The 25,308-nt window shown below is 36.1% G+C and carries 24 protein-coding genes; 8 read left to right on the top strand and 16 right to left on the bottom strand.

The genetic code is table 11. The annotated features are described in order from the left end of the window. The first annotated feature begins 16 nt into the window (after positions 1 to 16). Together dprA and gdhA are read left to right on the top strand one after the other, a co-directional pair. The gene (gene dprA, locus BM371_RS07010; protein WP_034677718.1) at positions 17 to 1,126 is read left to right on the top strand and encodes a DNA-processing protein DprA; all 1,110 of its coding nucleotides are present in this window, start codon (positions 17 to 19) and stop codon (positions 1,124 to 1,126) included. A gap of 191 nt (positions 1,127 to 1,317) precedes the next feature. Next, the gene (gene gdhA / locus BM371_RS07005; RefSeq protein ID WP_034677717.1) at positions 1,318 to 2,676 is read left to right on the top strand and encodes an NADP-specific glutamate dehydrogenase; all 1,359 of its coding nucleotides are present in this window, start codon (positions 1,318 to 1,320) and stop codon (positions 2,674 to 2,676) included. A gap of 133 nt (positions 2,677 to 2,809) precedes the next feature. On the opposite strand, the gene BM371_RS07000 is transcribed toward gdhA, so the two are convergent. After that, positions 2,810 to 3,265 (bottom strand): hypothetical protein, encoded by a 456-nt coding sequence (locus BM371_RS07000; protein ID WP_034677716.1) that lies wholly within the window; start codon positions 3,263 to 3,265, stop codon positions 2,810 to 2,812. 189 nt (positions 3,266 to 3,454) lie between these two features. On the opposite strand from BM371_RS07000, the gene BM371_RS06995 reads away from it, so the two are divergent. After that, a complete protein-coding gene (locus BM371_RS06995; RefSeq protein WP_034678276.1) occupies positions 3,455 to 3,820 on the top strand; it encodes an iron chaperone in 366 nt (121 codons plus the stop codon). Between the two features lie 118 nt (positions 3,821 to 3,938). Here BM371_RS06995 and BM371_RS06990 read toward each other — a convergent pair whose 3' ends face one another. Both BM371_RS06990 and BM371_RS06985 read right to left on the bottom strand, forming a co-directional pair. Then, positions 3,939 to 4,427, bottom strand: coding sequence for a YkgJ family cysteine cluster protein (locus BM371_RS06990; protein WP_034677715.1), 489 nt, complete (start codon positions 4,425 to 4,427; stop codon positions 3,939 to 3,941). Next, positions 4,427 to 5,398, bottom strand: coding sequence for an ion channel (locus BM371_RS06985; protein WP_034677714.1), 972 nt, complete (start codon positions 5,396 to 5,398; stop codon positions 4,427 to 4,429). The genes BM371_RS06990 and BM371_RS06985 overlap by 1 nt, the downstream gene beginning before the upstream one ends. Positions 5,399 to 5,563: 165 nt before the next feature. Between BM371_RS06985 and BM371_RS06980 the strand changes: the two genes are divergently transcribed. Continuing rightward, positions 5,564 to 5,944 (top strand): group III truncated hemoglobin, encoded by a 381-nt coding sequence (locus tag BM371_RS06980; protein WP_034677713.1) that lies wholly within the window; start codon positions 5,564 to 5,566, stop codon positions 5,942 to 5,944. Between the two features lie 30 nt (positions 5,945 to 5,974). Here BM371_RS06980 and BM371_RS06975 read toward each other — a convergent pair whose 3' ends face one another. The 10 genes from BM371_RS06975 to hflX form a co-directional block, all read right to left on the bottom strand. Then, positions 5,975 to 7,048, bottom strand: coding sequence for a calcium:cation antiporter (locus tag BM371_RS06975; protein WP_034677712.1), 1,074 nt, complete (start codon positions 7,046 to 7,048; stop codon positions 5,975 to 5,977). A 65-nt stretch (positions 7,049 to 7,113) separates the two neighbouring features. Continuing rightward, the gene (locus BM371_RS06970) at positions 7,114 to 7,452 is read right to left on the bottom strand and encodes a DUF6122 family protein (RefSeq protein ID WP_034677711.1); all 339 of its coding nucleotides are present in this window, start codon (positions 7,450 to 7,452) and stop codon (positions 7,114 to 7,116) included. A 1-nt stretch (position 7,453) separates the two neighbouring features. After that, positions 7,454 to 8,689 carry a hypothetical protein gene (locus tag BM371_RS06965; protein WP_034678275.1) on the bottom strand — a complete coding sequence of 412 codons (1,236 nt, stop codon included), beginning with the start codon at positions 8,687 to 8,689 and terminating at the stop codon, positions 7,454 to 7,456. Positions 8,690 to 8,775: 86 nt separating this feature from the next. Next, positions 8,776 to 10,830 (bottom strand): hypothetical protein, encoded by a 2,055-nt coding sequence (locus tag BM371_RS06960; RefSeq protein WP_034677710.1) that lies wholly within the window; start codon positions 10,828 to 10,830, stop codon positions 8,776 to 8,778. A 14-nt stretch (positions 10,831 to 10,844) separates the two neighbouring features. Continuing rightward, a complete protein-coding gene (locus BM371_RS06955; RefSeq protein ID WP_034677708.1) occupies positions 10,845 to 11,513 on the bottom strand; it encodes a hypothetical protein in 669 nt (222 codons plus the stop codon). A gap of 75 nt (positions 11,514 to 11,588) precedes the next feature. Then, positions 11,589 to 12,311 carry a DNA alkylation repair protein gene (locus BM371_RS06950; protein WP_034677707.1) on the bottom strand — a complete coding sequence of 241 codons (723 nt, stop codon included), beginning with the start codon at positions 12,309 to 12,311 and terminating at the stop codon, positions 11,589 to 11,591. Next, positions 12,301 to 12,957 carry a DUF4919 domain-containing protein gene (locus BM371_RS06945; protein WP_034677705.1) on the bottom strand — a complete coding sequence of 219 codons (657 nt, stop codon included), beginning with the start codon at positions 12,955 to 12,957 and terminating at the stop codon, positions 12,301 to 12,303. The genes BM371_RS06950 and BM371_RS06945 overlap by 11 nt, the downstream gene beginning before the upstream one ends. A 27-nt stretch (positions 12,958 to 12,984) precedes the next feature. Further along, positions 12,985 to 14,271 carry a cation:proton antiporter gene (locus tag BM371_RS06940; protein WP_034677704.1) on the bottom strand — a complete coding sequence of 429 codons (1,287 nt, stop codon included), beginning with the start codon at positions 14,269 to 14,271 and terminating at the stop codon, positions 12,985 to 12,987. A 23-nt stretch (positions 14,272 to 14,294) separates the two neighbouring features. After that, positions 14,295 to 14,918, bottom strand: a complete 624-nt coding sequence (locus BM371_RS06935; RefSeq protein WP_034677703.1) for a DUF4919 domain-containing protein — start codon at positions 14,916 to 14,918, stop codon at positions 14,295 to 14,297. Beyond that, positions 14,915 to 16,147, bottom strand: coding sequence for a GTPase HflX (gene hflX, locus BM371_RS06930; RefSeq protein WP_034677702.1), 1,233 nt, complete (start codon positions 16,145 to 16,147; stop codon positions 14,915 to 14,917). The genes BM371_RS06935 and hflX overlap by 4 nt, the downstream gene beginning before the upstream one ends. Before the next feature lie 208 nt (positions 16,148 to 16,355). Between hflX and BM371_RS06925 the strand changes: the two genes are divergently transcribed. From BM371_RS06925 to BM371_RS06915, 3 genes are read left to right on the top strand one after another with little or no spacing between them, the layout of a single operon-like run. Next, positions 16,356 to 16,835 carry a T9SS type A sorting domain-containing protein gene (locus BM371_RS06925; protein WP_034677701.1) on the top strand — a complete coding sequence of 160 codons (480 nt, stop codon included), beginning with the start codon at positions 16,356 to 16,358 and terminating at the stop codon, positions 16,833 to 16,835. 4 nt (positions 16,836 to 16,839) lie between these two features. Next, positions 16,840 to 19,356, top strand: a complete 2,517-nt coding sequence (locus BM371_RS06920; protein WP_034677700.1) for a beta strand repeat-containing protein — start codon at positions 16,840 to 16,842, stop codon at positions 19,354 to 19,356. A 7-nt stretch (positions 19,357 to 19,363) separates the two neighbouring features. Beyond that, positions 19,364 to 19,771, top strand: a complete 408-nt coding sequence (locus BM371_RS06915) for a hypothetical protein (RefSeq protein WP_034677698.1) — start codon at positions 19,364 to 19,366, stop codon at positions 19,769 to 19,771. 53 nt (positions 19,772 to 19,824) lie between these two features. Here BM371_RS06915 and BM371_RS06910 read toward each other — a convergent pair whose 3' ends face one another. After that, on the bottom strand, positions 19,825 to 20,157 hold the full coding sequence (locus BM371_RS06910; protein ID WP_117601833.1) for an META domain-containing protein: 333 nt from the start codon (positions 20,155 to 20,157) through the stop codon (positions 19,825 to 19,827). A 188-nt stretch (positions 20,158 to 20,345) separates the two neighbouring features. On the opposite strand from BM371_RS06910, the gene BM371_RS06905 reads away from it, so the two are divergent. Further along, a complete protein-coding gene (locus BM371_RS06905) occupies positions 20,346 to 22,544 on the top strand; it encodes a S46 family peptidase (RefSeq protein WP_034677695.1) in 2,199 nt (732 codons plus the stop codon). Between the two features lie 134 nt (positions 22,545 to 22,678). Here BM371_RS06905 and BM371_RS06900 read toward each other — a convergent pair whose 3' ends face one another. Both BM371_RS06900 and BM371_RS06895 read right to left on the bottom strand, forming a co-directional pair. Further along, positions 22,679 to 24,214, bottom strand: a complete 1,536-nt coding sequence (locus tag BM371_RS06900) for a YifB family Mg chelatase-like AAA ATPase (protein ID WP_034678274.1) — start codon at positions 24,212 to 24,214, stop codon at positions 22,679 to 22,681. Positions 24,215 to 24,320: 106 nt separating this feature from the next. Continuing rightward, the gene (locus BM371_RS06895) at positions 24,321 to 25,286 is read right to left on the bottom strand and encodes a T9SS type A sorting domain-containing protein (RefSeq protein ID WP_034677694.1); all 966 of its coding nucleotides are present in this window, start codon (positions 25,284 to 25,286) and stop codon (positions 24,321 to 24,323) included. Positions 25,287 to 25,308: the final 22 nt, after the last annotated feature.

The raw sequence follows: 25,308 nt of genomic DNA, 5'->3' as shown, positions 1-25,308 counted from the left end.
TAAAATAAAAACGCAAATGTACACCGAAGAGCAACTCTATTCTATCGCCTTACGTAAGTGCAGCCTGATCGGCGATATTACATTCAATAAATTAGTAAGAACTTTTGGCAGTGCTAAAACAGTTTGGGAAACACCTAAGAAAGAACTAAACAAAACCGACGGGATCGGCAAAAAGATCGTTGTAGACATCGGAAATCCTGAACATCTGAAGTTTGCCGAAAAAGAAATTCTCTTTTGTGAAAAAAATTCTGTTCAGATCAAGCTCCGTCATCAGAATGAGCTTCCGGATTTATTAAATGAATGTGATGATGCTCCTGCAATTCTTTATCAAAAGGGAAATTTTAATTACGATTTAAAAGCGGTAAGTATTGTCGGAACACGAAATATTACTTCTTATGGCAAAAAATTTATTGAAGACTTTTTTACAGAAACCAAAGATTACAGATTTCAATCTGTAAGCGGATTGGCTTTAGGCGTAGATAAGGAAGCTCACGACTTTTCTATTCAGAACAAAATCCCTACGGTTGGTGTTTTAGCTCATGGGTTTCACACATTTTACCCGTCAAAAAATAAAAAACTTTCAGAAAAAATACTCGAAGAAAACGGCGTTTTACTCACTGAGTTTAATTCTTCACAAAAACCCGACCGCGAAAACTTTATCCAGAGAAACAGAATCGTTGCCGGACTTTCGCCTTCGACAATCGTTGTAGAAACTGCTTTTGGTGGTGGCTCAATTTCTACAGCAACCTTTGCCAACGGTTATAATCGGGAAGTTTATGCGCTTCCAGGAAAAATCACTGATAAATATAGCCAAGGCTGTAATCATTTAATTTTACAAAATAAAGCGACTGCCATTTCGACCATAAAAGATTTAATAGATTTATTAGGCTTTAATCAATCTTCACACAAAATTGAAGAGCTATTTCCTTCAAGCGAAATAAACATTCAATTGACTGAAAATCAATCACTAGTATATGAAATAATTATTAAGAATCCTAGCATCAATTTAGATGAATTAATCCAGAAAATGGATCTCTCATCACACAAAATATTGCCGATAATTCTTGAACTCGAGCTTTTAGGGAGAGTAAAATCACTTTCCGGGAGACAATTTGTTGCGATTTAAGAATTAACGATTTCTTAATATTTCATTATTTCACATATAACATTTAATTTTTAATAAAATTTAAACAAAAATTATCAGTTTAATAATATTACGGCGCATTATTATTCAATTTTCCATAAATAATAAATGAGCTATTGTGAATCTTGAAAAAAAAATTAAATTTGTTGACATAATATTCAACCCTACCTAATATGGAACAATATAATATTGACCAGAAAATTCAGGAGTTTATTGCAAAAATAGAAGCAAAGAACCCGAATGAACCGGAATTTTTACAGGCAGTAAAAGAAGTTGCCGTAACTGTAATTCCGTTTATTTTGACAAGAAAAGAATATACAGGCATGAAGCTGCTTGAAAGAATGGCTGAAGCTGAAAGAATTATTATTTTCAGAGTTCCATGGGTAGATGACAAAGGTGAAATTCAGGTAAACAGAGGTTTCAGAATTCAGATGAACTCTGCAATCGGACCTTACAAAGGAGGAATTCGTTTCCATCCAACTGTAAACTTGTCAGTTCTTAAATTTTTAGCATTCGAACAAGTGTTCAAAAACTCTTTGACTACACTTCCAATGGGTGGTGGTAAAGGAGGTTCAGACTTCGATCCGCAAGGTAAGTCTGATATGGAAGTAATGCGTTTTTGCCAGGCTTTCATGACGGAATTGTGCAAGCACATCGGTCCTGAAACAGACGTTCCTGCAGGAGACATCGGTGTTGGAGCGAGAGAAATCGGATATTTATTCGGTCAGTACAAAAAAATCAGAAACGAATTTACAGGAGTTCTTACTGGGAAAGGTCTTGCTTACGGAGGCTCATTAATCCGTCCTGAAGCGACTGGTTACGGTGTTGTATACTTCGCTGAGCAAATGCTGAAAACAATCGGACAGACTTTCAAAGATAAAACAGTAACGGTTTCAGGTTTCGGAAACGTAGCTTGGGGAGTTATCAAAAAAATAAATGAATTGGGAGGAAAAGTTGTTACTATTTCCGGACCAGACGGTTATATTTATGATAAAGACGGAATCGATGGTGAAAAAATCGATTACTTGTTAGAATTAAGATCTTCAGGAAACAATAGAGCTGAAGATTATGCTAAAAAATATCCATCAGCAGAATTCCATGCAGGAAAACGTCCTTGGGAAATAAAATGTGACGTTGCGATTCCTTCTGCAACCCAGAATGAATTAGACCTTGAAGATGCTAAAAGATTGGTTGAAAACGGTTGCGTTTGCGTAACTGAAGCAGCAAATATGCCTTCAACGCTTGATGCCATCAACTATTTCCTAGAGAACAAAGTATTATTCTCTCCAGGAAAAGCTTCAAATGCAGGTGGTGTTGCAACCTCCGGTTTAGAGATGACTCAGAATTCAATCAGACTAAACTGGACTTCAGAAGAAGTTGATGCAAGATTAAAAGAGATCATGATCGGAATCCACAAAGCTTGTAGAGACTACGGTAAAGAGGAAGACGGCTATGTAAACTACGTAAAAGGTGCAAATATTGCCGGCTTCGTAAAAGTAGCAGAGGCAATGTTAGCTCAAGGAGTGGTATAAAAATATAAGGCCGGGAAAATTTCCCGGCCTTTTTCATAAAGCCTGTTCCCGGGGTTTAAATGGGAAAAAAGTAATAGTGAAAGTGAAAGCATTGAATGTCCAGTTCAATGCTTTTTTTTACGTTCAAATTCATCTATTTTGACTTTTTAACAGGAGTTGACGGCGTTGTGGTAGTACCCGCTCCCGATCCTGTCATCGGTGTAGTAACACCCGTATTTACAGTTCCGCTAGTATTTAGACTTCCTGTAGTTCCAATGTTGACTGTTCCCGGAGATGAAACTTTATTATCGATAATGCCCGTACTTAGGGGAAGCGTTCCGTTTGGGGTTGCTGAGTTAACCGCTCCGTTGTTCATCGTGTCTAAATTACTGTTCATCATTCCATTGAGATTGTTCCCTGTGCTTAATTGATTATTATTTAATGCTTTCACATCTGAATTAAGATTTCCTCTGGGAATAATCGTTCCCTTCTCAGTTGTTGTTGGTGTTGTAACAGTCGTTGAACCTGTCTTTCTATTCTGAGGCGATGTTTGCGCTGAAACAGCAAAGATACCTCCTATTGCAAAAATTGCTAAAATTAATTTTTTCATAAAATAATATTTTGTTGGTAATGAATAGTATACAAATAACATACAACTCAATTATCAACGAGTGACATTAACATTTTTTATGAGTTTCGATAATTAAAGATGACTTTCTTTAGAAGGATAAAAATGCATGAAGAAAAATCATTGAATGTACTATTCAATACTTTTTTTATTTTTATTAAAACATTTGCAATGAAAAATACATTCAATAATTTTGAAGAATATTTTCTTCTTTTCCCGGAAGAAGTACAGAAAAAACTTGAAGTTTTGAGAAAAACAATTCATTCTCAAGACCATGATTTTGAAGAATATATAGGTTATCAAATGCCTGCTTTTAAATATAAAGACAAACCTCTGGTTTACTTCGCCGCCTACAAAAATCACATTGGTTTTTATCCGCTTCCCGAAGCTTTAAAAGAGTTTGAAAACGATTTTATTGAAAGAAAATACAAGTATTCAAAAGGAGCCGTACAGTTTCCTTTAAAGGAGGAACTACCTTTGGAACTGATCGGGAAAATGGTACAGTTTAGGATTTCAGAGATAAATGAAAATTTTTGAAGTTGGAGCGGCTCCGGAGGAGCCAAACATTTGTAGAAGAAGCAAATTCAACATTTAAAGAGCTTCGTAGGAGCGACACGTTTTTAAAATTAAAATTTCAGAACTTCGAGTGACAAAATTATTTATTTAAATTCTTCATCATACTTTCCACAAACTCAAATGCAGCCGGACAAATCACTGTATTTTTTATCATTAAATGATTAATCTGATAAATCTTTTTTCGGTCTGTATGTGGATATTCCCGACACGCTTTCGGGCGCACATCGTAAATCGAACAGGTATTATCAGAATTCAGAAAAAAACACGGAAGATTCTGCAAAACTTTGTCGTTTTCTTCATCAACACGTAGAAATTTTGCTTCAAAATCAGCTTGTTTCATCCGGAGGTGTTTTGAAATTCTCTCGATGTCTTTTTCGGTATAAAGCGGACCGGTTGTTTTACAGCAATTGGCACATTGAAGACAATCTATTTTCTCAAAAACTTCTTCATGGGTTTCCTGAACAACATAATCGAGGTTTTTAGGAGGCTTCTTTTTTAAACCTTCTAAGAATTTTTTATGCTCTTTCTGCTTTTGTAGAGCTTGTTTTTTGTATGCTTCTAAATCCATTATGCTTTTTCCATATCAAAAGCCGGAAGTTCGACTTTCTGATATTCATTAATTTTATCAAGATCCAAAATAGTTGAATCCTTCTCTTTATCCGGATAGTACATTGTACTGAATTTTGCTCCGTAGATAATCTCACGCGAAACATATGATGATCTTTGTACCACCGTATTTGAAAATACTTCATCAAATGCACGTACATGAACGATAATTTCAATATTTGTATTTTTAAAATCATCTTCAGAAAATCCGAAAAAAGGAGAGTTCTCATCAATTTTATGTACGATCGTCCAATTCAGAGCTAGGGTATTAATTTTACTTAAATGAGTTTCCAACCTGTAAAAATTGCTCTTCAGTGTTTCTCCTTCATTAATTTCGATTGCTGCCGAAAGCGTAACATCTGCATCCGTTAACGCATTATTTTTATAAGGCGCCAATCTGAACATCAGTGCAGTAACATCCTGAAAAGGAGCAATCAAAGCAATATCCGAAAATCTGAGATAAGCTCTCGGTCTTGAAAATCTACCATAAAACAAACCTGTAGCAATGGCAAAGGTAAGCAATCCTAAAAATGCCTCAAAAGTAGCCACTAAACTTGCCAAAAACCCGATCGGAGCAATTCTTCCGTAACCTACCGTGGTAAAGGTTTGGGAGCTGAAGAAAAAAACATCTATGAATTCATTCATCGGATCGCTTTTATCGATTCCGGTAAGATGCTCTACGCCGATCAGATAATAAATACATGCAAAAATGAGATTGATGAAAATATACATCACCACCAGATAAGTGATAAAGCGAAATGATGATAAATTCAGCATCGTATGATACCAACTGAGCCTGTTGAAAACATTCACTCCTCTTCTTCTCACATTCGGGAGACCGTCTTTATTGATAAACCTTCCGGATGCACGACTTCCAAAACCGCTGTTTTCTGTGTTTTCCTGTGTAATTCTCTTTCTGAAACCTCTTGCCATAATTATTTAAATCATTTTGTGTTTTATTTAATTTTAATAGGTCAATATTTTGCAAAGATAAAATATTGTTTTTATGAATCTTATCAATCTTATGGAGTTCTTTAAGATTTGAAATTACCCTAAATTTGATGTATTATTTTAAGCTTAAAATTAAAAAAAATCCCTATGAAACATTTAGAATCAAGAGAAGATATAGAACTGTTAGTCAATTCATTTTATACAAAAGTAGTTAAAGATGAAACAATTGGTTTTTTCTTCAAAGACATCGTAAAAGTAGATTGGGACAAACATTTACCAAAGATGTATTCTTTTTGGGAAACCATTTTATTCGGACAAATGAGCTACAAAGGAAATCCGATGGCAGTACATTTCCCGATCAACCGGACGGAAGCGATGGAAAAAAGACATTTCGAACAATGGCTTAAACTCTGGAAGCAGACGATTGAAGAAAACTTCACAGGTCAGAATGCATCAATGGCGATCACAAAATCTGAAAATATTGCTAACCTGATGGCATATAAAATGGAAATGGCAAGAAAACTCTAGCATTTCGAGTTCCAAGTTTAAAATTTAAAGTTATGGCACAATCACTGTGAAAATATAAGCTGCCAAATTCACGAGCAGAACGGTTCCGTAAAGGATATTTGTTTTTCCCCTGCTTAAAGATAACATGACGATAAAAACAGATAAGCTGAGAAGGATAATATCTTTTTTATCTAAGCCTAAAACAAGCGGAATATCATACATGATACAAACCACAGAAACCGCCGGAATACTTAATCCGATACTTGCCAAAGCTGAACCTAATGCCAAATTCAAGCTCGATTGAATCTGATTATTCCTTGCCGCTCTGATTGCCGCTAAACCTTCGGGTAAAAGAATGACAGCTGCAATAATCACCCCAACCAAAGACTTTGGCGCGCCAACACTCTGAACCATATCTTCAATGGTTTTTGAAAGCCCTTTCGCCATCAAAACCACAATAACCAAACAAATTACCAGAAAGAAAAAACTAAAAATCGCCTGACTTTTATTCGGAATATAATGCTCTTCACCACTTTCTTCATCAGGAACGATAAAGTAGTTTCTGTGTCTTACGGTCTGAACCATCAGAAAAACCCCGTAAATTACTAAACAGGCAATCGATACAAAAATCAGTTGAGCATCGTTATAAAATGGTCCGTTTACGCTTGAAGTGAAATTAGGAAGCACCAGAGTAATCACCAGAATCGAAACAATACTTACCAAATAAGTTGTCGCTGAAGTTCTTGCAAAAAACTGTTCGTAATACTTTACACCACCCACCAAAACACAGATTCCGATAATTCCGTTGAGAATGATCATAACGGCGGCAAAAACAGTATCTCTGGCTAAAGTTATAGCTTGTTCACCTCCTGCAACCATCAGAGAAATAATCAAAGCAACTTCAATAATGGTAATACAGAGCGCCAAAATAATTGTTCCGTAGGGTTCTCCGACTTTATGGGCAACAACTTCAGCATGATGCACTGCAGACAACACACTGCCCGTTAAAAGAATTCCTGCAATAACATCGTAGATGACACCAGTTCCCATCAAATTGAGGAAGTAATAAATTACCGCCAAAACAGGAAAAACGTACGTATAATGTAAAAAGTCTTTAAGCTTCATAAGTGTTCCTAAAATACAAAAAATCTATGAAATTTACAATCTTAAAAGAAAATATTAATCAAATTTTAATGACACCACAGCACAAAATCCTGAAAATCGGTGAGCATATGAAGGAGCAATCCGATGCCGATCAATCTTAAATTTCCTTTAAAAAATAGCAGCAAAAAATACACCGCAATGGCATAATAAGAATGTAGAAAATGAAAACCGATGCTCATTCTATCCGGATCAAAAACCGGATCAGCAAACAAATGATCGAGATCAACAAGCATCGTTGCCAACAGAATAAGATATGCTTTTTTCCATTGTTTGCGGTAAAAAACAAAGGCAATTACCACCGGAAAAGCCAAATGGAGAAAATAATGCGTACATGTTTTAAGTAAAGCAATTTCAGGAGGACACATTTTATCTGAGTATTAAAGGATACTGGTCTTTTTTAAACTTAATTTTTACGGAATAATCCAGATTTTTGTTTCCGTAGAAAATGTATTCAATTGTATTGAAAAATTTCTTATCCGAATCACTCAGTGTTTTAAACGATGAATACAATAAAGCATTATTTTTAATGAAAATAAAATTTTGTTTTCTGTTCTCATTTAATTTTATTGGACTTTGTGTAGATTTTATTGAAATCTGGTTTTCAGTCTTACTAATCAAATTAGGTTGAAACGGAATTACCGTGAATTGATTTTGATCGTTAATCCATTTTTTGCTTTGAAAATAATTCCAGGTTTTATCCGGATCTGACGTTTGCATAAGAATATGATAATTCGGCTGAATGATTTTCTGATAACTGATTTTTTCAATTTCATTAAAATTATCATCATAACCATAGCTGATAATCGTATCGTTGACTTGAGCTAATTCCGCTCTTATTCTCAAATGATTAACCGATACAGAATCATTTAAATCTTTGTTAAAAACTGAAGCTATTTTTTTTACATTTTCTTCATTTAGTTCAGTCTCTAAAAATTGAGCTTTTGTCAGCAGATCAGAAATAAGTGATGAAAAATCTGTTTTGTTTTGCTCATTTTTAATTTCAATTTCATCATCATTAATGAAAATTGAAAAATTCTGAGTTCGCAATTCAGAAATAAAAGAAATACTTCCTAATCCATCATTTACAAAAGAATCTGCATTTAGCTTTTTATTTTTGAATGTTTCAGAAAGTGGTTTGCCAATATTTTTAATATTTAAATCTGAAGTTCCTACGATACATTTTTCGCCTTCAATCTTAATGAAAAGCTGATTGTTTTTAAACTTATCTTTTCCTGCATTGACAAACTTCCGGTTTTTTAAAAAAGCTGACAATTTTGCTTTATCATTGATTTCCAAAACACAATACCATTCAGAAACTTTGGTATCTTTAAGATGAAAAACCTGTATAAAATCGGGAATTTCTAATCCGGAATCTGAAACGGAAATTTTGTTTTTATCTTTTTTTCCGTCCTCAAACCACTTTGAAGGATGAGCCAGAAAGCTGAAAATATATTGTCTTGTTGCTTTTTTTACATCAACCAAAATCAGAATGTCTGCATTTTCGGGAATATATTTTAAGTTTTTATCTTTATAAAAAAACAAAAAATACGTACCGACCGAAAGCAGAATTGCGATGATAAAAACAATATATTTTTTCTTCATGAATTTCCGGTAAATAAATATTTTGGCTAAAGCCAATTTTGACTATAAATAATGTAAAACGGGCTAAAGCCCGTTCCTGTTGAACTTTACAAAGTAGCCGATGATTTGTGAGTAAGAGACGTTTTATAAATTTCATCAAACAAATCGAAGAAATACATCAGACTATTTTCAGAATCGGTTTTAATATTGTAATTCATTTCAGTCTGAATACTTTGTCCATTCACTTCTGTTTTAAAATACATTTCACCGACATATTTTTTCAGAATATCAAGTGTTGTTTTTTCAGATTTGCTTTTAAATTCTTTATCCAGACCAATCAAAAGCTTCTGAATGTTTAATCTTCCTGATAAAGGATATTTTGCAGAATCTTTCATCCATTGCTTAGATACATCCGATTGATTTTGCACTTTGATATTGTCTTTGGACGTTGTAAGATATACCACTCCGTCTTTTACGGTGAAGAAGATCTGATCAAGATATCCGTCTTTATTTTTTTCGTCTTTAAAAGTCAGAAAGTCGCCATCTTTAGAGAATTTTTTAGACATTTCTTTGTTGCTGACCAACATATCGAAAATACGTTTCCAATAGCCTTCATTTTCGGTGGCAAATGCAAAAGTAAAGTCGGGAACCATCACGTCTTTGGTTTTCTTTACTTCTTTTTCATTGTAACTGTCGTCGTAATCGTAATCGGTGTATTCTACATTTTTAGATTTCAATTCGTTCAGAACAAAAATTCCGTTTCCGGGAGCGATTTTAGCAATTGCTTCTTCATCCAGAGCAATCTTCATGGTTTCAACAATCAGCTCCAGTTCTTTCTGATATTCAGCTTCTCCCGCTTCTTTTATCATGCTGTACATCATATCGAAATATTTGTAGCCATTGATGTTCATGACGTAGTAACCCACGCTTTTATCGTTGATAAGTGCAGCCAGTTTTTTATTCTTTTTTCCTTTATAAACCTCAGAAATACTCTTTTGGGTTGCTTCATTTTTATGCTGATAATGATTAACCATTCTTACTTTATCCTTATCAAAATAAAGGTTGTAAGCAGAGTTGGAATTATACATTTTACCTAAAAGACTACTGAAATTAAAACCTTTGTAAAGCTGTCTGTAAATTCCCTGATTGAAAATTTTCTCATAATCTGCATAAATAAAAGCATCCGAATTGCCGTCTCTAAAGCTCAGCATATCTTTCGGAACTTCAAGGTTTAAATTTGAACTGAAATATCGGTCAAAAGAATCTTCTGCCAGTTTTTTTACGATTTTGAATTTTTCGATATTCAGCGAATCCATTTCTTTTTGATAAATGGAATCGGGAGCATACGGTTCTGCCTCATAATAATCATCCTGTGAAATGGGTGGCGGCATCACTTCAACTTTCGGAGCATAGGTAGAATCCTCTATTGCTTCAGCCGGTTCTATCTTTTCTTCAGGATATTTGTGATGTTTTTGCAGGTATTTAATATCTTTTTGAATTCTCAAAATCTCCGTATTATTATCTTTGATATTTTGCTTTAAATAACCAACTTCATCTTTCAGATATTCAATCTCTTCTTTATAATCAAAAGGTTTCACTTCTTCAGCATAAGCACCATCAATTGCTGCTGTAGCCGCACTATCAATAGCAACATCTGTACTATCTACAGCATATACACCTTCATCCCATCTATAAGGTTTCTGATAACTGATCATGCTTAAAACGGCACGATTTTCATTCCAGGCTACGAAGATGTCATTATCCAAATCAACATACGAATACTTATTTTTTCGGGTAACTTCCTGTCCTTTTTTCTTCACAGAATTAATGAACTCCTGAAATTTTTCTTTATTGTCTAAAGTAAAATGCGTGTTGTAAGACTTTACAGAATCATTAACCGTTGCATAATGATACTGAATCGCATCATATTTAATTCCTGTCTTGGAATAATCGTTCCACGACGCTTTTTTCTCTTTTTCGTTAATCTGTTTCAAAAACGGATTGAATTTCTCCCAGTTGATTTTTGAATTCAGCTGTTTTCCGTTGATTTCCATATAAAAAACAGCATTTTGAGGGATTTTCATATCGTTTTGAGCGAAAACGGCTGTAAAACCCAAAAGTAGAATGGTAATGATTTGTGTTTTAAAAAAAAGAGTTTTCATATTCAGTTTGGTTATTATTGAAGGATAATATTGTTTTGAGTCTGCTTTTTCTGAAGGATAAAATCTAAAATACTTCCGTCGAGTTTCAAAGCTTTTTTATTGGGAGCTATTTGATAAGCAGTGTTCGATTGCGATTTAATCGTATTCTCAAACTGCATAATGGATGTGTATTTTGCTCCGTTGAAAACCTCTTTGTCTGCAGAGCTCAGTTTATCGTAATCACTTTTAAAAGTATTGATCTTGTTTCTCGTGAAAGATTTTGCCGCTAAATTCTGACTGTAAATTTTCGTCGGGATCATTTTGCCTAAAATATTCTTTGCCTTCAGTTGTTCCAATCCGGCATTAATGTTTTCAATTTTTCTGAAATTACAGCTTAATTTGATGATATAATTATCAAAATCCATCGAAGTTTTCACATTGGAAATTCCGGGTGTTGTTTTAAAAATTCTTGCAGCTTCGTTGATCTTGCTTTCAATCTCAGCTTTTTTCGGAACTTTTTTACCATTAATAGTTTCCATTTTTGAAATGGAAGCCAATCTTGTTTTGCTCTTGCTTGCATTTAGAATTAATGAATATTCTCCGCTTCCATCGGCTTTTACATTGATTTTATCTAAAATATCAAAACAGCTCGTCAGAAGAAATAAAGGAATCAGCAGGAAAATCTGCCTGAAGTATGTTTTCATAAGTTGGTGTTGATCAACAAATTTACTTATTTTTAGTTTGAGCGCTATCAAAAGTGAAATCAATCATGTTTATATTTAAATTCTTCCTTTCAGATAATCCTGGCGCAAATCTTCGTCTAATTTTTCGATAGCGTAACGAAGACACGTTCTCGGCATTTCTTTGTAGTATCGATTAAGATAAGAGATCAATTCGGCTTCATTTTTATTTCCCATTTCTCTCAAAAGCCAGCCATTTGCTTTGTGCATCAAATCATGAGGATGATGAAGATTCTGTGTTACAAATTCCTTCGTCAGTTCAAACAAACCTTTTTTAATGTAATACATCGTCCCGACAATCGCCACTCTTTTGAACCACATTTTTTCGGAAAAAGCTAAATCTCTCAACAGGTTTTCTTTCTGATTTTCAAAAGCATACCGGCCTAAAATCTTGTAACAGCTTGTATCAACCAAATCCCAGTTATTAACGAAATCCAGATTTTTCAGATAGAAATTAATGATCTCTTCTTTCAGCGCTAGATCTTTCGTTTTTTCAAACTTGTGAATCAGCATAATCAAAGCCGTTAAACGATGTTCGTGATACGGAGAAGACAATAACTCGCACAATTCATTTAAAGAAATTTTAGCATAATATTCTTTAGCAACCGCCCTTTGATCAGGAACTTTTACCCCTAAAAACAAATCGCCTTCACCGTATTCTCCTTTTCCGGTTTTGAAAAACTTAGGAAAAAAAGCTGCTTTTTCGGGAATGGACAAAACAGCTAATGATTCTTTGATTTCCTTTAGAATATTATTTGTCATCTTTGTAAAGATCTTTATGATGAGTGGTTTTTACAAAAAATAAATCCTGTCCGTTTTTGTAAATATTGAGCCAGGAACCATCAGGTAAAACCTTAGTTGTGAAGGTTATTCCTCTGGCAAAAACTTTAGAAGTTTCCAGAGCAGCCATCTGATCTGAAAAATTAGTCACTACGAGTGGTGATATGTCTAGTTTTCCCGTTCCGCTATTTTTTATTGTTTCTAATAAAAGTTGATATTGGCTGAAATGAAAATCACCCTTGTTTTCATCTTTTATTATATAATATAATTTTTGAAGATCTAGTAAAAGTTCTTTGTTTAAAGGATTTTTTTGATATAGGTCTTTTGCTTTCTCTAAAACTTCAGCTGCTTTTTTAAATGAAATATTTCTGTTTGAAAACTTGGTAACTTCATCAAGAATATCATTAAACTCTGACCTTTTAAAACCATAGTCTACATAATTATTTCCGTAATAAATATAATTGAGCTGCTCCTGATTCAATGACTTTGGATCTGTTTTAAAAATCTCCAAATTATCGTAGTAAAATTTTTTAGGATCATTTGTCACATCCGCTTTTATGTTTTCAATATTGACCTGTGAAAAGCAAAAACTAAAAGACAACAACAGGAAAAACAGCAGCTTTTTCATACCTTATTTATATTGACTGACAAACAATTAATGACTTTCTTCTAAAGCAATACTTTCGAGCTCTTTTTCTTCATCAGCAATCTTTTTCGGATTGGCTACTTTTGCAATCGTAAGACCCTGAACAACAATAGAAAATACAACTACACAATAAGTAATACTTAAAATAGCATTACTATACTCATTCTTCGGAATAGACATTGCCAACGCGATAGAAACACCACCCCGGATTCCGCCCCAGAATAAAACTTTTATCGTTTGCGGACTGAACCTTGTTCTGAATGACATAAACTTCGTCGGTCCCCAAATCGAAATAAATCTTGCAATTAAAACCACAATAATTGCGACAATTCCTGGAACGATGTAATGGTTCAGATCTTTAATCATCAACAATTCGAATCCGATGAAGAGAAATAAAACGGCATTCAAAATTTCGTCGATCAACTCCCAGAATTTAATCAAGTAATCCTGGGTGATGGATTTCATTTTAAATTTAACATTAAAATTACCCATAAATAATCCGGCTGCAACCATCGTCAACGGTCCCGAAACATGCATCTGTCTTGCGACAAGATAACCTCCCATCACAACAGCAAGCGTAACCAAAACCGAGATAATATAATCATCGACTTCACGCATTAATCTGGAAGTAACATATCCTAATACAACTCCCAGTAACAAACCTCCTCCCGCTTCTTTTGCTAACAGAATTCCAATACTTTCAATTCCTAAATCAACCTCATTTCCGATCGCCAACTGCAGAACAACCGTAAAAACAACTACCGCCATACCGTCATTAAATAATGACTCTCCGGCAATTTTTGTCTCTAATGACTTTGATACATTTGCCTGTTTTAAAACACTTAAAACCGCAACCGGATCCGTAGGAGAAATTAAAGCTCCGAAAACCAGACAGTAAATGAACGGAATATGCAATCCTATAAACGGAAGCAAATAAAACATCCCAAAACCTACTATAAAAGTCGAAATAATAACTCCCGCCGTCGAAAATATGAGAACCGGCCGGAATTGCTCCTTCAAATCGTTGATATTAATATGAATTCCTCCCGCAAAGAGCAGAAAATTCAACATTGCGCCCATCAAGACTTCAGTAAAATCAATACCGCTCATCAGATCATGCAAATGCGTAAAAGTTTTCGGAAGAAATTTTTCGCCAAACAGTACAAGAATGATAGAAACTACGATTGCAATGACCATGATCCCGATGGTACTCGGAAGTTTTAAAAATCTGTAATTGATATAGGCGAAAATAGATGCTAATACGATTAACGCTGAAAATGAATAGTATAACTCCAAAACTAAGTTTTTTTTAAAAAAATTTAAAAGTCCATATAGAGAACTTTGATATATAATGTGTTGCTGTCTTTTGTCCAGACATCAATCACCGAATCTTTATAAGTTGTTGAATGTCTGGAATAATCCTGACCGACATTCATAATATTGAGAAAAATATATTCGTCACCAACAGAATTGACAACAAAAGCTGTTTTTTCAGACTTTCCGTCTCCGGAAGTTTTTATGGCGTTGGTCAGAAGTCTTAATTGCGAAAGATGATGTACAAAATCATCTACTTTTTTGGTCTGATCGTATGCTCTGAGCAAAATAAGAATCACATCAAGATTGGTAGGATCTTTTATGTAAAGAACCTTTCCTTTTTTAATACATTCTTCAAAATCACCTGCTTTAAATGCTTCTGCAAGTTCCTTAAAATCATTATCTAAAGTCGAAATTTTATCATTTCTGAAATTTCTGCCATAATACAAATGACGGGCTTCAATGCTGTCTAAAGATTTAGGCATTCCTTTAAACTTAAAAATCAGCTTTTCGTAGTTGTAATTTGACTTTGGATTATTAAGATTTCTCTCAATTTCCTTGAAATCAAGTTTTTGGCTGAATCCTAAAAAAGGAATGACGAGGATAAGAAATAAGAATTTTAATCTCATTCTTCTTTATTTTCGTTTTCCTCTTCATCATTATCGAAATATTCAAAAAGGAAATCGTTGTAGGGAAATCTGGAAATGTGAATTTTCATCACCTCATCATAGATCAGTTTTTTCATTTCCGGGAAATTTTCTTTCGTTAAAGCCGAAATGAAAACTGCAGGATGTTTGGATTTTGCCATCCATGTTTTTTTCCATTCTTCCAGTGAAACATTTTTCTTTGTACTTGGTGTAAGATCATCATCGTCTTTCTTTTCATAGCTGAAATCATCGATTTTGTTGAAAACCATGATCATCGGTTTCTGATGTGCATTGATTTCCATTAAAATCTGATTCACCGATTCGATGTGGTCTTCAAAACTTTCGTGAGAAATATCAACAACGTGAATAAGAAGATCGGCCTCACGAACCTCATCCAGCGTCGATTTGAAAGACTCCACCAACTGCGTAGGCAATTTTCTGATGAAACCAACCGTATCGGTCAAAAGAAAGGGTAAGTTTCCGATAACAACTTTTCTCACGGTGGTATCTAAAGTTGCGAACAATTTATTTTCAGCAAAAACCTCAGACTTGGATAAGGCATTCATTAAAGTAGATTTTCCTACGTTGGTATATCCTACCAAAGCGGCACGAACGACTTTTCCGCGGTTATTTCTCTGAGTTGCCATCTGTTTGTCGATGGTTTTTAGCTTATCTTTCAACAAGGTAATTCTGTCACGGATGATCCTTCTATCGGTTTCGATTTCTGTTTCACCGGGTCCGCGCATCCCGATTCCCCCTTTCTGTCTTTCAAGGTGGGTCCACATTCTGGTCAATCTCGGAAGCAAATATTGGTATTGCGCCAGTTCGACCTGGGTTCTTGCGTAAGAAGTCTGCGCTCTTTGGGCAAAAATATCAAGAATAAGATTGGTTCTGTCTAAGATTTTCACCTCAACTTCTCTTTCAATATTTTTGAGCTGAGAAGGAGACAATTCGTCATCAAAAATAATGGTTCCTATCTCGTTTTCTTTGACGTATTCTTTTATTTCCAGAATTTTCCCGCTTCCTACAAAAGTCTTGGAATCCGGTTGGGTTAATTTCTGAGTAAAACGACGATCTACAGTAGCTCCCGCAGTGTAAGCGAGAAACTCAAGTTCATCCATATATTCTGTCAGTTTATCTTCATCCTGTTGCTGCGTCACAACCCCCACCAAAACTGCTCTTTCGTAATTATGTTGCTTCTTTTCTAACATTAAAATCTATATAATTTATGAGATTTACAAGATAACATTTTTAAACATTAAATGCAAACTGAGATCCAAAAACAGGAAAAACACCTTTTCAAATTCAGTTTTTTACCTCTTACCTATCTGCTGCATTCACCACTACCTTTACATTGTAAAAAATTCATTTACAGAGACTAATCTCAAAAACAATTTTTAATAACCTAAAATAAATAACATGAAAAGAATTTTTACCTACTGTTTCTTTTTGATTCCCGGGATCTGCTTTCATATCAATGCCCAGAAAGCAGTTCTTGCCACAGGATCAGATGCAACAGGAAGCAACGGCTCTCTTTCTTACAGTGTCGGACAAATCGATTACTACAACAAAGGAAGCAATAGCCAGATTATGGAAGGCGTGCAACAGGCATATGAAATCACCACCCTTTCCACCACCGAAACTTCGGCAGCAGACAAAAATGACATTTTATTGTACCCGAATCCTTTCAAAGACTTTGTTTTTTTGGATTTCACTACAAACGATTACAAAAATTCCGAATATCAGCTATTTGATTCTTCAGGGAAACTTTTAAAAGAAGAAAAAATAAAAGATTCCAAATCGGAATTTAATTTCTCATCACTTCCATCTGCCATGTACATCATCAGAGTAAACAAGGATGGAAAAAACATCAAAACATTTAAAATAATTAAAAAATAATACCATGAAAAAAATTTTACTATCCGTAGGAATTTTATTGGGCTGTCATTTGGTTTCAGCTCAGGCTCCGGAAAAAATGAGTTATCAGGCAGTAGTGCGAAATAGCTCCGGACAATTATTAACCAACCAGAATATTGGTGTAAAAATAAGCGTGCTTCAGGGATCACCCGCAGGAGCTGCAGTTTATTCTGAAAGATTAACAGGAACTACCAATACGAACGGACTTATCAGTCTTGAAATAGGTTCAGGAACGGTTCTTTCAGGTACTTTTTCAACGATTAACTGGCCATCAGGAAATTATTATCTGAAAACAGAAACCGATCCTACAGGCGGAACGAACTATACGATTGCAGGAACCAGTCAATTATTAAGCGTTCCATATGCAATGTATGCAAAATCTGCAGGAAGTTCAGGCGGAAGTTTCACGCTACCTTACACTGCTACTGTAAATAATGCGGCAACTTTGTTTGCTATAACCAATGATGGCGACGGAACTTCTTTGGAAGGAACTAATAATGCAACCACATCAAATGTGGCTTCTGTAAGGGGAATTGTAAGCAATACAGCTCCGGGCGGATTTTCTTCTGGTGTTCGCGGAATTAATAATGGAACAGGTGGTTTGGGAATCGGAGTTTACGGATCACAGGGCGGAAGCGGATGGGGAGTTTACGGTACAACGCCAACCGGATTGGGAATTTATGGAAATGCGACAGGCGCAGGAACGGGAGTTTATGCTAACAGTAATTCAGGAACAGGGTTAACATCTACGAGTACAAATGGTATCGCAGCTTCTCTTTCCATATTTAATAATTCAAATAACAATAATGTTCTTAATGCCAATACAGTAGGAAACGGAACAGTAGTAAATGTCTCCACAACCGGAAACGGACATGGAATTGTGAGTTCAACAGGAAGCGGTTTTGCAGTACACGGTACAACCAGCGCCCAAACTTCCGCAGGTATCATTGGGGACAATAACAGCGCAGGAGAAGCGGTGGTAGGAAGAACTACGAGCGATATTGCAGGAGCAGTAGTAGGAAGAAATGATGGCGGTGGTTATGGAGTGAGAGGCTTTTTAGCTACAAATACAACAGGAACAGGAGTCGGAGTTTTTGGCCAGGTTGGTATTAATAGCAGTAAAGGTCGTGCCGGAAGATTCGAAAACCTGAATGCAAACAATGACAAAAATACTTTTGAAGTTGAAACCAACGGAAACGGAAACATCCCGGATAACACAAATGGTAATGCTTCATCTTTTTTAGTAAACAACACAAATAGCGTCGCAGCAGCAGTAAGAGGAGAAGTAAAAACAATTTTCGGAAATTTTGGTGCAGCAGGAATATTTGGTGTTTCTTCAGGAACAGGAGGTTTTGCCGGATTATTTCATGCTTCCAATACATCAGGAAACGGGAATGCATTGGTTGCCATTACCGATGGAAATGGAGATGCAATAAAAGCTAATGCCGGGAAAGACGGAGATGCTATCGAAGCAAATGTTGATGGAAACGGAAGGGCACTATATGCCTGGACACCCACATTCAGCACAGGAAAAGCAGCAGAATTTAAAAACTTTAACACCTCCAATACAAGCGATGCTATTACAGTCTCAACCGTTGGTAACGGTATTGCAGGAAATTTTAAAGTAGACAGAACGACAGGAACTTCTGCTGCCGTAAAAGGTGAAGTAAATTCTCAGTTTGCCAATTTCGGAACAGCAGGAGTTTACGGAATTTCTTCAGGAACCGGAGGATATGCAGGATTATTTCACGCAAGCAACACTTCCGGAAACGGACCTGCATTACTTGCAATAGCTGACGGAAACGGAAACGGAATTACCGCCAATGCATCAAATGGAGGTGATGGCGTAGAAGCAACTGTAGACGGATCTGGTAATGCTATTTACGGATGGGTTCCTAATTTCGCAACAGGTAGAGCTGCAAGATTTACGAATTTTAATACGGCAAACACCAATCCGGTAATTACTGCTGAGCAGCGTAGCGGAGGAAGCATTGCGGTTTTCAGAGCAGGCAGCACCCCGGCAAACGTAGCCCGTATAGACGCTACCGGAAAAGGGTTTTTCAACGGAGGAACCCAGAACAGTGGAGCTGACCTAGCAGAAGCTTTTGATGTTGTAGGAAACTCTTCAGAATACGAACCGGGCGATATTTTAATTATTTCAACAGATTCAGACAGAACCGTTGAAAAATCTTCGAAACCTTATTCTAATCTTGTAGCCGGAGTTTATGCTACAAAACCCGGAGTTCTTCTTACCGAAGAAAACATTGAATCAGAATTAATCGGAAAAGTTCCGATGGGCGTAATCGGTGTAATTCCTACTAAAGTTTGTCTGGAAGGAGGAAAAATAAAAAGAGGTGATCTTATTGTTACTTCATCCCAATCCGGAGTCGCCATGAAAGCCAACCTTAAAAAAGTAAAAATCGGACAGGTAATCGGAAAAGCCCTTCAGGATTATGACCAAAACGGAATCGGTAAAATCAAAATATTAGTAAACATTAAATAACCATCTCATGAAATCACTATATATCATCGCATTATTTACGCTAAGTATAAATGCATACGCTCAGGATTCAAAACAAAAAACAGAATTGCAAGAAGCTTCCCACCTTAAAGAATCAAAAGAGTTTGAAGCCAAAATGATGAAAGAAGCACAAGCAAGATCAGCAGAAAAAAGATCGACAACATTGGCATCCGAACAAGGACTTGAAGTAAAAAACAAACCGGCCGCAACACAATCTCCAGCAAATAATTCTAACAAGGTACTGCCAAATACGGCATCACTGGAAGAAATTTTAGCAACAATTCCTGGTCGGGAAAGCAGAAAAAACAGAGTAACAACTAATACAAAATCCACTGTCGCAGGAATACCCAATACCGCAACATTGGAAGAAATAAAAAAAACAATTCCTAAAAACTAATATCCAATTTTTTAATTTTGATAAGGCCTACAGTAATGCGGGCTTTATCTTTTTTAATCCCAATCTGCTGCAAGAAACTTCATTTCATTGCCTTTTTCATCGTACAAAGTAAGAAAATGACCTTCGATCTTATAATGTGTCATTGTTTCAAAGGCTTTTACAAATTTATTCTCAAGCTCCATTTCCTGACAAGCCATTAAAGTGCTTCCTACTCCTGAAATTTTCACATTATTTTTAGATTTAAATTCAGAATTAAAAAACATTCTGTTGCAGCCCATAAATGCAGTTCCTCTTATTTTTCCGTCTTTCATTTCTGCGGTGAGATTAATTTCAGCCTTATTTTTCATAAGCTGTTCTTTCGTAAACGTATCAAAAGAAACCATCATCCATTGTCTTTGGATATGGTGATCTTTTAAATTCGCCGAGGAGCAGTTTGAGACCATTAGTACGCAAATAACTCCAATAAATATTGATAAAAACTTATTCATAAGGCACAGATACCCATTTTCGTACCATTTAAACTTTAAATAACGTAAAAATTAGTAAATTAGCCCCACTAAAATTATTTTAAAAAATGAAAAGAATATTTTTACTATTCACTTTCTTACTAGGCTTTGCCCAAATGAGGGCAGACGAAGGGATGTGGCTGTTGATGCTCATCAAACGACTTAATGGTGTTGATATGCAGAAAGAAGGTCTGCATCTTACTCCTGAAGAAATTTATTCTGTAAACAACTCTAGCTTAAAGGATGCAATCGTGAGTTTTGGAGGATTCTGTACAGGAGAGATCGTTTCTGACAAAGGTTTGATCTTTACAAACCACCACTGTGGTTACGGTGCTGTTGCTGCGGCTTCAACTCCCGAAAAAGATTACCTGAAGAATGGTTTCTGGGCAATGAAAGACAAAGATGAGTTTAATGCTAAAGATCTTTATGTAAGATTTTTGGTAAGAATGGATGATGCTACACAAAGAATCAATTCAAAATTAAACGAAAATATGTCTGGTGCAGACAGAAAAGCTGTGATTGAAGCTGAAACGAAAGCAATTCAGACAGAAAATTCTGAGAACGGAAAATACACTGTCGTAGTAAAAGATTTCTTCAACGGAAACGAATTCTACTATTTCGTTTATCAGGATTATAAAGATATCAGATTGGTAGGTGCACCGCCATCATCAATCGGAAAATTCGGTGGTGATACAGACAACTGGGAGTGGCCAAGACATACCGGAGATTTTACAGTATTCAGAGTTTATGCTGATGCAGCAGGAAACCCGGCAGAATTCAAGCCTACAAACGTTCCTTTGAAGCCGAAGCATTTCTTGCCTGTTTCTCTTAAGGGGATCAAACCTGGTGACTTCTCAATGATTTTAGGATATCCGGGAAGAACAAACCGTTATCTGACTTCTTACGGTATTGATCAAATGGTGACTAAAGATTATCCGGCTTGGGTAGAAGCTTCTAAAATGGCAATGGATGTTATGAAGAAGTTTATGGATAAGGATAAAGCAACCCAGCTTAATTATGCTTCTCAGTATGCAAGCGTTGCGAACTACTGGAAAAACAGACAGGGAACAATTGATGCTGTTGAAAAAAACGGAACAATTGCCGATAAAAGAGAGATCGAGAACAGATACAAAGAGTGGTCTTATCAGCCGGGTAATGAAATGTATGATGGTGTTTTAGAACAAATTCAAACGTATTATCAACAGGTTTCAGACAGAAATACAGAAAGAAACTACGCTTCTATATTAACAAGAAATGCAAAGTACATTTCTATCGCTTACCAGCTTGCTCCAATGTTGGATTCTTATGCGAAACAGGATTTGGCAGGAAGATTAGCCATGAAATCTAAATTGGAAGATGCTGTAAAAAACACTTACGAAAACATCAATACTGAGCTTGAAGGAGAAATGCTGAATTCTTTGGTAAATCTTTATCAGACTAAAGTAAACAAAGACGTTGCTTCACCTACTTTAATGTCTTTGGATGCTAAAAATCTTTCTACAGTAGCTTATGCTTCTTTATTTGCCAACAAAACATCGGTAAGCAATTACATTGCAAACCCTGACCGTTTGAAACTTGATTCTGACCCGCTTTTAAAAATCGCAAAAGGTATTTCTGCAGATCAGAAAGCTTCTGGTGAGAAATTTATAAAAGTTGATGATAATTTTGCTAAAAACAACCGTCTTTTCTTAGCTGGTTTAATGAAAGCAATGCCGGAAAAGAAATTCTATCCTGATGCAAACTCTACCATGAGATTAACATATGGAACGGTGGCAACTTTACCAATCAGAACCGACAGAAACTACTTCGGAATTACTGATAATTATTATACAGACATGACAGGTCTTGTAGGAAAATACAAAGCAGGTGACGAAGAATTTGATCTTCCGCAAAGAGTAATTGCTCTTCACAATGCTAAAGACTACGGTATGTATGCAGACAAAGCAGGATATATGCCCGTAAACTTCCTTTCAGACAACGATATTACAGGGGGTAACTCTGGTTCTCCGGTAATCGATGCAGACGGAAACCTTATCGGTATTGCATTTGACGGAAATAGTGAAGCTTTAAGTGGAGACATCGTCTTCGAAGAAGAATGGCAGAAAACGATCAACGTTGACATCCGTTTCGTACTTTGGACGATCGACAAATATGCAGGTGCAAGAAGATTGGTAGATGAATTGAAATTGGTAAAGGATGAAAATACTCCTGCTGATACAGGTGCATCAAAAATCAGAACTGCTGCTCCGGCAAAGAAAAAGAAATAATTTTTCTTACATAAAATCAGAAACCGCAGAATAAAATTCTGCGGTTTTTTTAGTATTATTAATAGAAGATTAAAATAAAATCTTAAGATAAATCTGTGTTTAAATAAATCGGTAATTATTTCAAATGCTTTTTATCAGACATTCCAAAACTCCCGATCCAGACTTCTGTACTGTATCGCTTCGGAAATATGGTGTGACTGAATATTTTCACTCTCTTCGAGATCAGCAATCGTTCGTGCAACTTTTAGAATTCTGTCATAAGCTCTTGCCGACAGATTCAGTTTTTCCATCGCTGTTTTGATGAGACTGAATGAAGTATCATCGAGTTCACAAAACTGTTCGATTTCTTTCGATCCCATTTGAGCGTTATAACTGATCTTCAAATCTTTATATCGTTCATTCTGAATCTCACGCGCAACCAAAACCCTTCTACGGATATCTTCGCTTTTCTCACCTTTTCGTTTTTCAGCTAATTGTTCAAACTCTACCTTCTGAACTTCTACATGAATATCAATCCGGTCTAAAAGAGGTCCCGAAAGTTTATTCATGTACCGCTGCATTTCAAATAATGACGAAGTATTGTTGGGATCGTCCGGGAAATATCCGCTCGGACTGGGATTCATCGATGCAACCAGCATAAAGCTGGAAGGATAGTTTACCGTAAATTTTGCTCTTGAAATGGTCACTTCACGATCTTCCAAAGGCTGTCTCATGACCTCGAGAACCGTTCGCTTAAATTCAGGCATTTCGTCTAAGAATAAAACACCATTATGAGCTAAAGAAATTTCTCCCGGTTGAGGATAACTTCCACCACCGACAAGTGCCACATCAGAAATGGTGTGATGAGGTGAACGAAACGGGCGAACAGTCATTAAAGACGTTTCTGCTCCCATTTTTCCCGCAACAGAATGTATTTTGGTGGTTTCCAACGCCTCTTTTAAAGTCAAAGGTGGCAAAATACTTGGAACTCTTTTTGCCAGCATCGTTTTTCCGCTTCCGGGTGGGCCGATGAGAATGATGTTGTGACCACCTGCTGCCGCAACCTCCATTGCTCTTTTTGCCGTCTCCTGACCTTTTACTTCAGAAAAATCAAAAGGGAAAAGATTGACTTTATCCTGGAACTCTTTTCTGGTATCTAAAACAACTTTTTCAAGAGGTTTTCCTTCATTAAAGAAATCAATAACCTCTTTGATATTTTCAACACCATAAACGTCGAGATTATTAACAATTGCTGCTTCCCTTGTGTTCTGTTTTGGCAAAATAATTCCTTTAAAACCTTCTTCACGAGCCTGGATTGCAATAGGAAGAACACCTTTTATGGGCTGAAGACTTCCGTCGAGAGAAAGCTCTCCCATAATGATGTAATCATGAACATTTTCAGCCACAATTTGGTCTGAAGCAATTAGGATTCCGATCGCAATGCTCAGATCATAAGATGAACCTTCTTTCCGCAGATCTGCGGGAGCCATGTTGATGGTTATTTTTTTTCCGGGGATTTTGTAGCCTACATTTTTGAGGGCAGCAGAAATTCTGTAACTGCTTTCTTTGATCGCATTATCGGGTAAACCTACGAGATGATACCCTACTCCGCCGGTATCGATGTTTACTTCTATTGTGATGGTCTGTGCCGACACGCCATAGATGGCACTTCCGTAAATTTTAATCAGCATATTTGTGTTTTGTGTAAAATTAATAATTTTTTTCATTCAACAATAAAAAAATCGGCACAGAAAAACTGCACCGATCAGAGGTATAAAAATGGATGAAAAAAGGATATTATTTTTTAATAAATTTATTTCTGTAGACCTTTCCTTCAACGCTTTTAGAAACAATCATATAAGTTCCCGGAACGAGACTGCTTACATCGATCGCTTTATCAGGAGCATGGTCTTTTATTTGTCTGATCAGCTTACCAGACATGTCGATAAGGGAAATTTCTTTATAAGCTTTATCCGAAGTTTTGCCAATGTACAGAAGTTGTGTTGTAGGATTAGGATAGATGCTCAAATTATTTTCAGGCTTTTTGGTTTCACCTGTTCCAAGATTACAGAAACTCCAGCCACCGAAATTAAGTGTAATGAAAGCGAATGAACTTAACATTTCACACTGATCCGGGCAATATTCTGTACAGGCATAGAAACCAAACTGTCCGCTGGTTGTTGCCTGATAAACATCTCCGTTAGCGCCGGGAATGGCACATGGCTCGTTCGGTGAAGGCGGATTGCTGGATGGTATACATTTGAACCACGTATGATTTCCGTATAAAACTGGAAAACCATTTTCAAGCTGTACCGATGCGCCGTCACAAACGTTATACTCTCCGGGAGCAGTTTCTTCGAAAGTTCCGGGAGTGAAATTGGCAATCATAAAGGGAAGACCATACGCATAACCATCGGCGAGAATAGGGGCGCTTTCTGCTGTACAGTCACCTTCTGAAACCTGGACTTTGAAATAATAAAGCATATCTGTTGTCCCATTAATGGTAAGACTTTGAGAAGTTGCTCCCGAAACGGCAACCCAAGGATTTGTATTAGGGGTCTGCCAATCCCACTCTTGTTTGTACCATTGATAACTACTGTAGGTCTGGGAAACGGTAAGTGTTTCTGTTTCTGTGTTGCAGAATACTACTTTGTCCGGAAACATCGTCCCGAGTCTCGGACTGGTAACCGTCGGATTGCACTGTGCATTTAGATGTAAAAGGTTTAAAAGTAAAACCGTAAGAAAAATTAGTTTTGTTTTCATATTAAAATATATTTAGGTGATT

This window comes from Chryseobacterium formosense (assembly GCF_900116415.1).
Classification (GTDB): domain Bacteria; phylum Bacteroidota; class Bacteroidia; order Flavobacteriales; family Weeksellaceae; genus Chryseobacterium; species Chryseobacterium formosense.
The sequence above is the reverse complement of the archived record's forward strand: the minus strand, read 5'-3'. Positions and strand labels throughout refer to the sequence as shown.